This window comes from Pseudomonas sp. UMAB-08 (assembly GCF_900095225.1).
Classification (GTDB): Bacteria; Pseudomonadota; Gammaproteobacteria; order Pseudomonadales; family Pseudomonadaceae; genus Aquipseudomonas.
On record NZ_LT607420.1, the window covers coordinates 89,658 to 103,252 of the forward strand.

Here is a 13,595-nt window from a genome sequence, read left to right on the forward strand (position 1 = left end):
GTTTCTGCCTATCGGTTAGTGCTGGCGCGGCACGGCGCTTGCTGTAATTATCGTTCCAAAGAGTGCCATCATTTTAATGGCATCCGTAGTAGAGGAATAATCCCGTGTCTGCCGTCCTTTCTCTTTTACGTAGCCGCTTGTTGCGGCCTGTGTTCATTGCCCTGGGTGTCGCCCTTTTGGTGCAGGTGTTGGTCGCGGTTGCTCTGACCCGGAGCACGGTGACGGCGCTTGAGGCTGATTTGGCCACTCGACTAGGTGTAGATTCGCAACACTTGTCTGCGGAGCTTGAGCAAGCGAGTCGGGAAGTTACTTCCAGTCTGGATGCATTGTCATCCAGCACCCGTCAGCGCCTGAGTGCAGGCCTGTCATCGCGTCTGGAGGATGAGCAGGCGCAACTGCGCGGCACGCTCGAAAAAGATCTCAAAGACTCGGCCAATGATATGGCGCAGTTGCTGGCGGCGGTCGCCCCGCGTGCCATGTGGGATAACGATACGCCGACCCTGTCGGAGTTTGCCCGCCGCGCTCAGCGCAATCCGAATGTGCTGTTTGTCATCTATGACGATGCTCAAGGTGAGCACCTGACGCGTTATCTGAATCGCGATAGCCCGCAGATCAAGGCCTTGCTCGCCAAAGGGGAGGGTGATCGGGCGATGGATAAAGTCCTGAATGCCGCCAAGAATGATCCTTCGGTGTATTACGTCGAGGCCACGATCAGTCCCAATGGCGTCGAGATCGGCAAGGTGTTGATGGGGGTTTCCACGGCAGCGGTCGAGCAGGATCTTGCGGCTCTGGATAAACGCTTCTCCGCATTAATTGTCGGCGGCGAACAGTTGGTATCCGACAGTCTGGTAGGTGCGGCGGCCGATAGCTCCGCAGCGTTGCGTACGCGTTTACAGGCGGCTCAAACCGCAGCCACGGCAATGGCCGCCAACACCAGCATCACGGTCCAGGAGGCGGCAGCGACATTGCGCTGGAGGATTGGTCTGGGGCTGGCGCTGGTCGGTTTGGGCGTATTACTACTGCTGGCCGTGGTGCTCGGGCGTCGGGTCGTGAGCAAATTGCATCTGCTGATTGCAGCGCTGGATGATCTGGCTGCGGGTGAAGGCGACTTGACCAAGCGCGTGCAGCTCAACAGTAACGACGAAATCGGTGACATGGCGTCAGCGGTCAATCGCTTTGTCGACAAGCTTCAACCTATCGTGCGTGAGGCGGGGGATGTGGCGCAGCGTACCGGGGTGGAAATTGGCGCCTTGAGCCTGCGTAACGCCGGGTCGGGCAAGGCGGCTGAGTTGCAGCGAGACGAAGTGGCCGCCAGTCTCAAAGCCCTTTCGCAGATGGCGGATGAGGCTCAGGCAGAAAGTAATGCGATGCAGGCGGCCTTGAAGCAGGTTGTCGATATTCGAGTGGCAACCGACGAAAACACGCGGACGTCAACGCAGGTGGGTAACTTGATCGAGGCGCTGGCGGGGCAGGTCGATACAGGCGCCAAGGTCATTGAGCGTCTGGCCCAGCAAAGCGAACAGATTGAAGTGGTGCTGACGGTTATTCACGGTATTGCCGAGCAAACCAACTTGCTGGCCCTTAACGCGGCAATCGAGGCGGCGCGGGCGGGCGAGACGGGTCGTGGTTTTGCGGTGGTGGCGGACGAAGTGCGAGCGCTGGCCAGCAAGACCCAAAGCTCCACGGGCGATATCCAGGCTCATATCGGGGCCTTGCAGCAGGGTGCCAAAGAAGCGGTGGCGGCCATCGGTCTGGCGGGCAGGCAGGCCAGCGAGGGTCTGGCAGTGCTGCGCAACAGCGCCAAGCTGCAATTGACGGTGCAGGCATCGGTAGAGCAGGTTCATGCCGCCATAGGTCTTGCAACCGAGGCTGCCGCGCATCAGGCGCAAGGCGCACAAGCGGTGAGGGGTCGAGTGGAAGTTATTCACGCTCAGGCTCAGCGCGCGGCTCAGGCGGTTGTAGAAACCACCGCCAGCGGCAAGGTGCTTGATGGTCTGGCTGCACAATTGAAGGCAAGCCTGGGTCAGTTCCGCGCTTAACCAGGGACTATCGAATGCAAGGAGGGTGCGCCAGGCGCACCCTGAGGTGGCGGCTTTTGATGATTGATCTAGAATCTCAAACGCAGAAAACACAAAACCGAGCACGGGGCTCGGTTTTGTTTGAATTGGTGCCCAGAAGAAGACTCGAACTTCCACGACCTTGCGGTCACCAGCACCTGAAGCTGGCGTGTCTACCAATTTCACCATCTGGGCAGTTCGTTGGGTTCAACAGCAGCTGTTAAGCTATTGTTTACTTTCAACTACAACAACGTTTGCCGTCGTTGTGGGGCGCATCATACGGAGGAGCTTAGTACCTGTAAACCCCCGTTGTGAAAAATATTTTCGAAATAGCGAACGGAGATAGCAAATGGTGTCTTCGCGTTTCAATCCGGTATATGCCAAACTAAATATATATAGATAAGGTGAACTCATTCTAATGGCCGATTGGCAGTCCCTCGATCCCGAGGCCGCTCGTGAAGCGGAAAAATACGAAAACCCTATCCCCAGCCGTGAGCTGATTTTGCAGCACCTTGCCGATCGGGGGTCTCCGGCGAGTCGCGAGCAATTGGTGGAAGAGTTTGGCCTGACAACTGAAGACCAGTTCGAAGCCCTGCGTCGCCGCTTGCGCGCAATGGAGCGCGATGCTCAGTTGATATACACCCGCCGGGGCACCTATGCCCCTGTGGACAAGCTCGACCTGATCCTGGGTCGGATTACCGGCCACCGTGACGGTTTCGGCTTCCTCATCCCTGATGACGGCACCGATGACTTGTTCATGAGCCCTGCGCAAATGCGTCTGGTGTTCGACGGCGATCGTGCTTTGGCGCGTGTTTCCGGTCTTGATCGTCGGGGTCGTCGCGAAGGCGTGATCGTCGAAGTGATCTCCCGTGCGCACGAAACCATCGTGGGTCGCTACTTCGAAGAGAGCGGCATCGGCTTCGTCGTGCCCGACAATCCGAAGATCCAGCAGGAAGTCCTGATCACCCCTGGCCGCAATTCCAGCGCCAAGATTGGTCAGTTCGTCGAGGTGAAGATTACTCACTGGCCGACGCCGCGCTTCCAGCCGCAAGGCGATGTGGTCGAAGTCGTGGGCAATTACATGGCGCCCGGCATGGAAATCGACATTGCCCTGCGCACCTACGATATTCCGCACGTCTGGCCTGAAGCGGTGCTCAAAGAAGCCGCCAAGCTCAAGCCGGAAGTGGAAGAGAAGGACAAGGAACACCGCGTCGATCTGCGTCATCTGCCATTCGTTACCATCGATGGCGAAGATGCTCGCGACTTCGACGATGCGGTTTTCTGTGAAGCCAAGCCCGGCAAGCTGCGTCTGTTTTCCGGTGGCTGGAAGCTGTACGTCGCCATCGCCGACGTATCGAGCTACGTCAAAATCGGTTCGGCGCTGGACGCTGAATCGCAAGTGCGTGGCAACTCGGTGTACTTCCCCGAGCGCGTGATTCCGATGTTGCCCGAGCAGCTGTCCAACGGCTTGTGCTCGCTGAATCCGCACGTCGACCGCTTGGCCATGGTCTGTGAAATGACCCTGTCCAAAACCGGCGAGATGACTGATTACCAGTTCTACGAAGCCGTCATTCACTCCCATGCCCGTCTGACCTACAACAAGGTCAGCTCGATCCTGGAACAGCCGAAAACGGCCGAAGCCAAGGAATTACGTGGCGAATACGCTGGCGTCGTGCCGCACCTGAAGCAGCTTTATGCGCTGTACAAAGTGCTGCTGAGTGCTCGCCATACCCGTGGCGCGATCGATTTCGAAACCCAGGAAACCCGGATCATCTTCGGCACTGAGCGCAAGATCGCCGAAATCCGGCCGACCACGCGTAACGATGCGCACAAGCTGATCGAGGAATGCATGCTGGCGGCCAACGTGGCCACGGCTGAATTCCTGAAAAAGCACGAAATTCCAGCCTTGTACCGTGTGCACGATGGTCCGCCGCCAGAACGACTGGAAAAACTCCGGGCCTTCCTCGGCGAGCTGGGTCTGTCGCTGCACAAGGGTAAGGACGGTCCGTCGCCGAAGGATTACCAGGCGTTGCTGGCAAGTATCAAGGATCGTCCGGATTTCCACCTGATCCAGACCGTGATGCTGCGTTCGTTGAGCCAAGCGGTGTACAGCGCGGATAACCAAGGTCACTTCGGCCTGAATTACGAGGCGTACACGCACTTCACTTCGCCGATTCGTCGCTACCCGGATTTGCTCACGCACCGGGCTATCCGCAGCGTGATCCATTCCAAGCAAGACACCCCGCACGTTCGCCGTGCAGGTGCCATGACCATCCCGAAAGCGCGCATCTATCCATACGATGAGGCGATTCTGGAACAGTTGGGCGAGCAATGTTCCATGAGCGAGCGCCGTGCCGACGAGGCCACGCGCGACGTGGTCAACTGGCTCAAGTGCGAGTTCATGAAAGACCGCGTGGGCGAGTCGTTCCCGGGCGTGATCACGGCGGTTACCGGTTTTGGTCTGTTCGTTGAGCTGACCGACATCTACGTCGAAGGCTTGGTCCACGTCACTGCCTTGCCGGGCGATTACTACCACTTCGATCCAGTGCATCACCGCTTGGCGGGCGAGCGCACCGGTCGCAGCTTCCGTTTGGGCGACACGGTTGAAGTGCGAGTCATGCGCGTCGATCTCGACGAACGCAAAATCGACTTCGAGATGGCTGAAAAAACCATCAGCGCGCCGATTGGCCGCAAGCGTCGTGGCGCTGAACCGGCTGCGACGGAAAAAGCAGCTGCGCCAGCCAAAGCGGGGCGCCGTGGCGCTTCGACCAAGGCTGCGCCAGTGACTGAAGCCTATCGCCCAAGCGATGCCGTCGCGAAAAACGCGGAAGTGCGCAAAAGCCGTGAGCTGAAGCAAGCCTTGCTGGCAGAAGCGAAAGGTGGTGGAAAGGCGGCGTCGGGAAAGTCCAGTAAATCGGACTCCGATTCGTCGGCCAAACCAGCCAAACCGAGCAAACACCGTAAAGGCCCGCCAAAAGCGGGCTCGGCCCCTGCTGCGAAAAGCGGTGGGGTGCGTAAACCTAAGGCCAAGTCATGAGTCAGTTGGAAAAGATCTACGGTTTGCATGCCGTAGAAGCGTTGTTGCGTCACCACCCGAAACGCGTCAAGCAAGTCTGGCTGGCTGAAAACCGCAACGATCCGCGGGTTCAGGTATTGATCCAGCTGGCTAACGAGAACCGTGTGTCAGTGGGTCAGGCCGAGCGTCGCGAAATGGACGTCTGGGTCGAAGGCGTGCACCAGGGTGTGGTTGCCGAGGTCAGCCCGAGTCAGGTGTGGGGTGAAGCCATGCTTGATGAATTGCTCGACCGTACCGAAGGCGCGCCACTGATTCTCGTGCTCGATGGCGTGACCGATCCGCATAACCTCGGCGCGTGCCTGCGCACTGCCGATGCGGCCGGTGCGCTCGCGGTTGTGGTGCCCAAGGACAAGTCGGCGACATTGACGCCGACGGTCCGAAAAGTGGCCTGCGGCGCGGCGGAAGTGATTCCGTTGGTGGCGGTTACTAACCTGGCTCGTACCCTTGAGAAGCTTCAGCAGCGCGGCCTTTGGGTCGTGGGTACGGCGGGTGAGGCTGAGGTTGAGCTGTATCAGCAAGACCTGACCGGCCCGACGATTCTGATCATGGGTGCCGAAGGCAAGGGCATGCGTCGCTTGACTCGCGATCATTGCGATTACCTGGTGCGCCTGCCGATGGCCGGCAGCGTCAGCAGCCTGAACGTCTCTGTGGCGACAGGCGTGTGCCTGTTCGAAGCGTTGCGTCAGCGCAGCGTCAAGGCGGCCGGCAAGAAAACCTGAGGTAGGCGTATCCCTGTAGGAGCGGGCTTGCCCGCGATGGCGGTTTGTCAGGCACACAGCATCAAGCTGATCGCAGGCAAGCCAGCTCCTACAGGATTTGTGCCCTGTATTGCTCAAATAATCACCAATTGCCTTGCGCCCCACCAAGCCCTTCTCTACAATTGCGCCCCTTGCTGTCATGGCAGGCGCTCATGTGCCTGTCCCTGAGCAAGACAAACAGTGTCATTCACTCCTTGTCTGACCGCTTTTTAGTTAGCGGCAGGCTACAACCCGTAAGGAGCATTCATGCGTCATTACGAAATCATCTTTTTGGTCCACCCGGATCAAAGCGAGCAAGTCGGCGGCATGGTAGAGCGTTACACCAAGCTGATCGAAGAAGACGGCGGCAAAATCCACCGTCTGGAAGATTGGGGCCGTCGTCAACTGGCCTATGCAATCAACAATGTTCACAAGGCTCACTACGTGATGCTGAACGTTGAATGCACCGGTAAAGCTTTGGCTGAACTGGAAGACAACTTCCGTTACAACGATGCCGTGATCCGTAACCTGGTCATCCGTCGCGACGAAGCCGTTACTGGCCAGTCCGAGATGCTCAAGGCTGAAGAAAACCGCAGTGAGCGCCGTGAGCGTCGTGACCGTCCTGAGCACTCCGACAGCGCCGATGGCGATGACGGCGACAACAGCGACGCCAGCGATAACGCTGACGAGTAATCCACGGACCTTTTGAGGAGCCAATTACATGGCACGTTTCTTCCGTCGTCGTAAATTCTGCCGCTTCACCGCTGAAGACGTGAAAGAGATCGATTACAAAGATCTCAACACTCTGAAAGCCTACGTATCCGAGACCGGCAAAATCGTTCCAAGCCGTATCACTGGTACAAAAGCACGTTATCAGCGTCAGCTGGCCACCGCTATCAAGCGTGCCCGCTTCCTGGCCCTGCTGGCCTACACCGACAGCCACGGCCGCTGAGACCAGGCAGTCGACAAAGTAGTAAGGGATAGAACGCATGCGCGCCATGGCTAATTTCATCATGCGCGGCCGCGTGCAGGCCACTCTCGTAGTGGTCGGATGTGCGGCGTTGCCGCTGTTGTTCTGGTTGAGTGCTGCCGCGGGTTGCCTTGTGCTTCTGCGGCGCGGTTTGAGTGATGCCGTTGGCATCCTCGCCTGGGCTCTGCTACCAGCATTGGTCTGGTGGTATTTCGGTGAACCCCGCACGCTTATGGTGTTGTTGGGTTCGCTAGGGTTGGCAGCGTTGTTACGTGCCAGCGAGTCTTGGGTCCGCGTGCTGCTGGTCAGCGTGGCATTGGGTCTGTTGTATGCAGTAATCCTGGGAGCGGTTTTCCGCGAACCCATCGACGCGATGGCGCTGGAGTTGCAAAAACTCCTGCCGCAAGTCCTCGATGGTCTCTACCAGCAGTTATCGGTAGAAGAGCGAGCGCGTCTAGGGGCACTGATTGCACCGGTCCTTAACGGCCTGATAGCGGCTTTGTTGCAGATCGTCAGTGTGTTGAGCCTGATTCTTGGGCGTTACTGGCAAGCGTTGTTGTACAACCCGGGTGGTTTTGGCCGCGAGTTTCGCAGCATAAGACTCCCGCGAGTACCGGCGTTGGTGCTGCTGGTGTGCATGCTTCTGGGGCCGAATTTCGGTCCACAGATGGCGATGTTGACACCGTTGTGCAGCGTACCGCTGGTGTTTGCAGGGCTGGCCTTGATACATGGCCTGGTGGCTGAAAAGCACCTTGGCAGGTTCTGGCTGGTGGGGTTGTACGTAACGCTGTTGCTGTTTATGCAGCTGATCTATCCGTTGCTGGTGGTGTTAGCCATCGTCGACAGCCTGATTGATTTTCGCGGTCGTTTCGCGTCGAAAGACGTCGATAACGGTTCTGCGAACGGTGAAGGTTAAAAGTTAAGAGGATTTTCACATGCAACTGATCCTTCTGGAAAAAGTCGCCAACCTGGGCAACCTGGGCGACAAAGTGAATGTTAAGGCCGGTTACGGTCGTAACTTCCTGCTGCCGTACGGTAAAGCTACCGCTGCGACCGCTGCCAACGTGGCTGCGTTCGAAGAGCGTCGTGCTGACCTGGAAAAACTGGCTGCAGACAAAAAAGCTTCTGCCGAAACTCGCGCTGCCCAACTGGCTGAGCTGGAAGTGACTATCACTGCCACCGCCGGTGACGAAGGCAAGCTGTTCGGTTCGATCGGCACCCACGACATCGCTGATGCACTGACCGCCTCTGGCGTTGAAGTTGCAAAAAGCGAAGTTCGTCTGCCGAACGGCACTATCCGTAACATTGGCGAATTCGACGTAGCTGTGCACCTGCACAGCGACGTAGAAGCCACTGTACGCGTTATTGTTGTAGCCGCTTAAAGCAACACTCAATCGTCTGGCGACTTGCTCGTCAGACGGTTAACATCGGGCACGATCCTGTTCACAGGTCGTGCCTTTTGTCTTTTTGTTCCCCCTGATTCCGTGTGGCCATGAACGATATTTCCGCGCCCGAGCAATACGATCTGCAAACCGCTGCCCTCAAGGTGCCGCCACACTCCATCGAGGCCGAACAGGCTGTGCTCGGTGGTCTGATGCTGGACAACAACGCCTGGGAGCGCGTGCTCGATCAAGTATCGGACGGCGACTTCTATCGACATGACCACCGCCTGATTTTCCGCGCCATTGCCAAGCTGGCCGATCAAAACAGCCCGATTGACGTCGTCACCCTTGCCGAGCAACTGGACAAGGAAGGGCAGACCTCGCAGGTCGGCGGCCTGGGTTACCTCAGTGAGCTGGCGAAAAACATTCCGTCGGTCGCCAACATCAAGGCTTATGCGCAGATCGTTCGTGAGCGAGCGACCTTGCGTCAGTTGATCGGCATCAGTGCCGAAATCGCCGACAGTGCGTTCAACCCTGAAGGTCGCAGCGCCGCCGAGATTCTTGACGAAGCCGAGCGGCAGATCTTCCAGATTGCCGAAGCGCGTCCAAAAAGTGGTGGCCCGGTCAGCGTCAACGACCTGCTGACCAAAGCCATCGACCGCATCGACACGTTGTTCAACACCGATAACGCGATTACCGGCCTGTCTACCGGTTATACCGACCTCGACGAGAAAACCAGCGGCTTGCAACCGTCGGACTTGATCATTGTTGCGGGTCGTCCGTCGATGGGTAAAACCACGTTCGCCATGAACCTGGTAGAGAACGCGGTTCTGCGCAGCGATAAAGTAGTTCTGGTCTATTCGCTTGAGATGCCAGGTGAATCGCTGATCATGCGTATGCTGTCGTCGCTGGGTCGCATCGACCAGTCCAAAGTCCGCGCCGGGCGGCTGGAAGATGACGATTGGCCACGCCTGACCTCGGCGGTCAATCTGCTCAATGACCGCAAACTGTTCATTGATGACACCGCCGGCATCAGCCCTTCAGAGATGCGCGCGCGTACTCGCCGCGTGGTGCGTGAACACGGCGAAGTGGGTCTGATCATGATCGACTACCTGCAATTGATGCAGATTCCAGGTTCCAGCGGTGACAACCGTACCAACGAGATTTCCGAGATTTCTCGCTCGCTGAAATCCCTGGCCAAAGAATTCGCCTGCCCAGTGGTCGCCTTGTCTCAGCTCAACCGTTCCCTGGAACAGCGCCCGAACAAGCGCCCGATCAACTCCGACTTGCGTGAATCCGGAGCGATCGAGCAGGATGCCGACGTCATCATGTTCGTTTACCGGGACGAGGTGTACCACCCGGAAACCGAGCATAAAGGCATCGCCGAGATCATCATCGGCAAGCAGCGTAACGGTCCTATCGGTACGACGCGGTTGGCGTTCATCGGCAAATACACCCGTTTCGAGAACCTCGCGCCGGGCAGTTACAACTTCGACGACGAGTGATCCGCGTGAGGTTTGCTCGCGGCAAGGCTGCTTGATTACGAGCCGGTTTCGGCATGGGTCAGTGTCTCCCAAAGGTAGTGGAAATAGCCCCGTGCCGGGCGTCGCTCTAGCAGCCAGCGTTGTGTTTCAGGCAGGGCTTGCTGCTTGCGATTGGCGAAGTGGTTGTACGCTACCTCAAGCGTCCCGTTCAGATCCCCGACCAGCTTGCCGTTGCACAACCATTCCGGCGTGACCTTTTCGTTCCTGTAGCGCGTGTGGAACTCCATGCCGTCGCGCAGTCGTTGCGACTGCTCCTCATACAGATCGAGACCTTGGATGTAGGCCGTTTCGGCAACGTTGATAAACGCTGCGAAGCCATAAGCGGTGTGTTCAAGGTCGCGGCAGGTTTCTTGCGCGTGCCCTGTGACGAACACGGTCTGGCCTTCCCAGTAGGTGATCAGTTCCGCTTCTGTCTTGGCGCAATCAGCGGGTGCGACAGGCAATGGTCCGTCGGCGCTTGAGTAAATGAAGGCCGGAAGCCGTTTGCGCCAGTCAGCGATGGCGTTTTCGTACAGTTGGCGATCATCAAGGAATACGCCGATATTGAGTTGCGCCTCGATACCGCTCGCTTGCCAGTTGCCGTAATGACAGACGCCGATGCGCTGTGCTGCCCCGCGTTGTATGTCGGGTAAGTACTGGGTGAGCAGCATCTGTGAAAAGCGCTCGATATCGGCTTGCGCCCAGGCATCGGAACGATAGCGAATGATTTCCGCGGCCCGTGTCCAGAGTTGCGCTGACCATGAAGCTTGAAGCGGCGCGTTGGAGTGGGTATGCCCGCCTGCAAGTGTGCGAGCCCAGGCATTCATGATGGCGACTGCGTTCTCCGCATGCTTGCGTTCACCGCTGTAGGACCATGCCAGAGCCTGCGTGTAAGCCGCTTGCGCATCGCGCACCTCATCCGAACAACCCTTGTCTGGCTTGGAAAACGGACCGCATTCGACGGTTTTCCAGGGCGATGATCGATACTCCACAGCGGCCAGAGGATCGTCCATCAACAATGCATACGATTCTCGCCAGGGTGATCGTCCTTGTTCTATGGCCTCCCGAACGAAATCCAGCCGCTGACTGTTCAGCAGTACTCCTGGGTGAGTGAATGAGGCTGAGTCGGCGGCAAAGCTGTTCAGCGCGGCGCTGAACGTGAGTCCTGCGAGCAGGGCTGTGGAGCTGTGTTGTAGGTTCACGGTATATTCCCTGAGTGATGAAACCCTGCCGGGCTGACGATCCATGTCCTGCCGACCTGTCTGTCGGAGCAAAAAGCTCGTGACTTCGGGTTAATCAGGTATTGCCGCTGGAGGCAAGAAAAAAGCCGGGCTGCCAGATCAGCTAGTGTGGATGCGTGGCGTGGATCTATCGCTTAAAGCCGACCGTCGTAGTCGGAATTGGTTAAATTTTGTGCTATATTCCGCGACCGCGATTTTGTCGACAAAAATCGCCTCCCTGAACACCAACGCCGGTCATCGTCATGCAAGCAGCCAAGCCGTTATTTGACTATCCCAAGTACTGGGCCGAATGTTTCGGACCAGCGCCTTTCCTGCCCATGTGCCGGGAAGAAATGGATCAGCTGGGTTGGGATTCCTGCGACATCATCATCGTCACCGGGGATGCGTATGTTGACCATCCGTCGTTTGGCATGGCAATCATCGGCCGGCTGCTGGAGTCTCAGGGCTTCCGCGTCGGGATCATTGCCCAGCCGAACTGGCAGTCCAAAGACGACTTCATGAAGCTCGGCGAGCCGAATCTGTTCTTCGGTGTCGCTGCCGGCAACATGGACTCGATGATCAACCGCTACACCGCCGACAAAAAAGTGCGCTCCGATGACGCGTACACGCCCGGCGGCATGGCCGGCAAGCGTCCGGACCGCGCCAGTCTGGTGTACAGCCAGCGCTGCAAGGAAGCCTACAAGCATGTGCCGATTGTATTGGGCGGTATCGAAGCCTCGTTGCGCCGTATTGCCCACTACGATTACTGGCAGGATCGGGTTCGCAACTCGATCCTGATCGACGCCTGTGCCGATATCCTGCTGTACGGCAACGCCGAGCGGGCCATTGTCGAAGTCGCCCAGCGTCTGTCCTACGGTCACAAGATCGAAGACATTACCGACGTGCGCGGCACGGCGTTCATTCGTCGTGACACGCCTAAAGACTGGTTCGAAGTCGACTCCACGCGTATTGACCGTCCGGGCAAGGTCGACAAGATCATCAACCCGTACGTCAACACCCAGGACACCCAGGCCTGCGCCATCGAGCAGGAAAAAGGTCCGGTGGACGATCCGCAGGAAGCCAAGGTCGTGCAGTTGCTGGCCAGCCCTCGGATGACTCGCGACAAGACAGTCATTCGTCTGCCGTCCATGGAAAAAGTCCGCGCTGACGCCGTGCTCTATGCCCACGCCAACCGCGTGTTGCACCTGGAAACCAACCCGGGCAACGCCCGCGCGCTGGTGCAGAAGCACGGCGAAGTGGACGTCTGGTTCAACCCGCCACCGATTCCGATGACCACCGAAGAAATGGACTACGTGTTCGGCATGCCCTATGCGCGTGTTCCGCACCCGGTGTATGGCAAGGAGAAAATCCCTGCCTACGACATGATCCGTTTCTCGGTGAACATTATGCGTGGCTGCTTCGGCGGCTGTACCTTCTGCTCGATCACCGAGCACGAAGGACGGATTATTCAGAACCGTTCAGAAGAGTCGATCATTCGCGAAATCGAAGAAATTCGCGACAAGGTTCCCGGTTTTACCGGCGTTATTTCCGACCTCGGGGGCCCGACTGCGAACATGTATCGCATCGCCTGCAAGAGCACCGAGATCGAATCCGCCTGCCGCAAGCCGTCCTGCGTGTTCCCGGGCATTTGCCCGAATCTGAACACCGACCACTCGGCGCTGATTCAGCTGTACCGAAGCGCTCGTGCCTTGCCTGGCGTGAAGAAAATCCTGATCGCCTCCGGCCTGCGTTACGACCTGGCGGTCGAGTCGCCGGAGTACGTCAAAGAGTTGGTGACCCACCACGTCGGTGGTTACCTGAAGATCGCCCCGGAACACACCGAGGAAGGTCCGCTCAACCAGATGATGAAACCGGGCATTGGCAGCTATGACAAGTTCAAGCGCATGTTCGAGAAGTATTCGAAAGAAGCCGGTAAAGAGCAGTACCTGATCCCGTACTTCATCGCGGCCCACCCAGGCACCACCGATGAAGACATGATGAACCTGGCGCTCTGGCTCAAGGGCAACGGTTTCCGCGCCGATCAGGTGCAGGCGTTCTACCCGTCGCCGATGGCCACCGCCACCGCCATGTATCACTCGGGGAAGAACCCGTTGCGCAAAGTGACCTACAAGAGCGACTCGGTCACCATCGTTAAAAGCGAAGAACAACGCCGGCTGCACAAGGCGTTCCTGCGCTACCACGACCCGAAAGGTTGGCCGATGCTGCGTGAAGCCCTCATACGCATGGGCCGCTCCGACCTGATCGGGCCGGGCAAGAATCAGCTCATTCCGCTGCATCAGCCAGCGACGGATAGCTATGAAAGCGCCCGTCGCAAGAACTCGACGCCGGCTGGTAGCCACAAGGTTGCCAAGACCACGAAGACCACGCTGATTCAGACCCAGCATACTGGCCTGCCTCCTCGCGCCAGCGATGGCGGCAACCCGTGGGACAAGCGCGAAGAGGCCAAAGCAGCGGCGTTTGCCCGCAACAAGCAGGCGGCCAAAGAGCGCATTGAGGCCGCCAAGGGTGGCAAGAGCCAGCGGCCAGTGCGCAAGCCAGTGGTTCCGCGCTAGGCAGCACGCCCATGCACCACAACGCCAGCCTCAGGCGAGCGTTGTGGTCAGGCCGTC

General features: G+C 58.2%; 10 protein-coding genes and 1 tRNA gene. 9 read left to right on the forward strand and 2 right to left on the reverse strand.

Annotation, left to right across the window (positions count from 1 at the left end):
* Positions 1-104: 104 nt before the first annotated feature.
* A complete protein-coding gene (locus K0F75_RS13815) occupies positions 105-2,039 on the forward strand; it encodes a methyl-accepting chemotaxis protein (protein WP_219062434.1) in 1,935 nt (644 codons plus the stop codon).
* 126 nt (positions 2,040-2,165) lie between these two features.
* On the opposite strand, the gene K0F75_RS13820 is transcribed toward K0F75_RS13815, so the two are convergent.
* Positions 2,166-2,252, reverse strand: a tRNA-Leu gene (locus tag K0F75_RS13820).
* Between the two features lie 223 nt (positions 2,253-2,475).
* On the opposite strand from K0F75_RS13820, the gene rnr reads away from it, so the two are divergent.
* The 7 genes from rnr to dnaB all read left to right on the forward strand — a co-directional run bounded on the left by rnr (position 2,476) and on the right by dnaB (position 9,727).
* Entirely contained in the window at positions 2,476-5,094 is a 2,619-nt protein-coding gene (gene rnr / locus K0F75_RS13825; RefSeq protein ID WP_219062435.1) for a ribonuclease R, read from the forward strand.
* A complete protein-coding gene (rlmB, locus tag K0F75_RS13830; RefSeq protein ID WP_219062436.1) occupies positions 5,091-5,852 on the forward strand; it encodes a 23S rRNA (guanosine(2251)-2'-O)-methyltransferase RlmB in 762 nt (253 codons plus the stop codon). Before rnr ends, rlmB begins: the two co-directional genes overlap by 4 nt.
* A gap of 285 nt (positions 5,853-6,137) precedes the next feature.
* Entirely contained in the window at positions 6,138-6,563 is a 426-nt protein-coding gene (gene rpsF / locus K0F75_RS13835; RefSeq protein ID WP_020293663.1) for a 30S ribosomal protein S6, read from the forward strand.
* Between the two features lie 28 nt (positions 6,564-6,591).
* Positions 6,592-6,822 (forward strand): 30S ribosomal protein S18, encoded by a 231-nt coding sequence (gene rpsR, locus K0F75_RS13840; protein WP_002551829.1) that lies wholly within the window; start codon positions 6,592-6,594, stop codon positions 6,820-6,822.
* A 37-nt stretch (positions 6,823-6,859) separates the two neighbouring features.
* Entirely contained in the window at positions 6,860-7,756 is an 897-nt protein-coding gene (locus K0F75_RS13845) for a hypothetical protein (protein ID WP_219062437.1), read from the forward strand.
* A gap of 19 nt (positions 7,757-7,775) precedes the next feature.
* Positions 7,776-8,222: a 50S ribosomal protein L9 gene (gene rplI / locus K0F75_RS13850; protein WP_219062438.1), complete on the forward strand. Its 447-nt coding sequence runs from the start codon at positions 7,776-7,778 to the stop codon at positions 8,220-8,222.
* A 110-nt stretch (positions 8,223-8,332) separates the two neighbouring features.
* Positions 8,333-9,727 carry a replicative DNA helicase gene (dnaB, locus tag K0F75_RS13855; RefSeq protein WP_219062439.1) on the forward strand — a complete coding sequence of 465 codons (1,395 nt, stop codon included), beginning with the start codon at positions 8,333-8,335 and terminating at the stop codon, positions 9,725-9,727.
* Between the two features lie 35 nt (positions 9,728-9,762).
* Here dnaB and K0F75_RS13860 read toward each other — a convergent pair whose 3' ends face one another.
* Entirely contained in the window at positions 9,763-10,947 is a 1,185-nt protein-coding gene (locus K0F75_RS13860; RefSeq protein ID WP_219062440.1) for an alginate lyase family protein, read from the reverse strand.
* A 281-nt stretch (positions 10,948-11,228) separates the two neighbouring features.
* On the opposite strand from K0F75_RS13860, the gene K0F75_RS13865 reads away from it, so the two are divergent.
* Positions 11,229-13,538 (forward strand): YgiQ family radical SAM protein, encoded by a 2,310-nt coding sequence (locus K0F75_RS13865; protein WP_219062441.1) that lies wholly within the window; start codon positions 11,229-11,231, stop codon positions 13,536-13,538.
* Positions 13,539-13,595 lie beyond the last annotated feature (57 nt).

Excerpts from the sequence above, each read along its gene's own strand:
- rnr (WP_219062435.1), top strand. The coding sequence starts at position 2,476 with ATGGCCGATTGGCAGTCCCTCGATCCCGAGGCCGCTCGTGAAGCGGAA.
- rlmB (WP_219062436.1), top strand. The coding sequence starts at position 5,091 with ATGAGTCAGTTGGAAAAGATCTACGGTTTGCATGCCGTAGAAGCGTTG.
- rpsF (WP_020293663.1), top strand. The coding sequence starts at position 6,138 with ATGCGTCATTACGAAATCATCTTTTTGGTCCACCCGGATCAAAGCGAG.
- rpsR (WP_002551829.1), top strand. The coding sequence starts at position 6,592 with ATGGCACGTTTCTTCCGTCGTCGTAAATTCTGCCGCTTCACCGCTGAA.
- K0F75_RS13845 (WP_219062437.1), top strand. The coding sequence starts at position 6,860 with ATGCGCGCCATGGCTAATTTCATCATGCGCGGCCGCGTGCAGGCCACT.
- rplI (WP_219062438.1), top strand. The coding sequence starts at position 7,776 with ATGCAACTGATCCTTCTGGAAAAAGTCGCCAACCTGGGCAACCTGGGC.
- dnaB (WP_219062439.1), top strand. The coding sequence starts at position 8,333 with ATGAACGATATTTCCGCGCCCGAGCAATACGATCTGCAAACCGCTGCC.
- K0F75_RS13865 (WP_219062441.1), top strand. The coding sequence starts at position 11,229 with ATGCAAGCAGCCAAGCCGTTATTTGACTATCCCAAGTACTGGGCCGAA.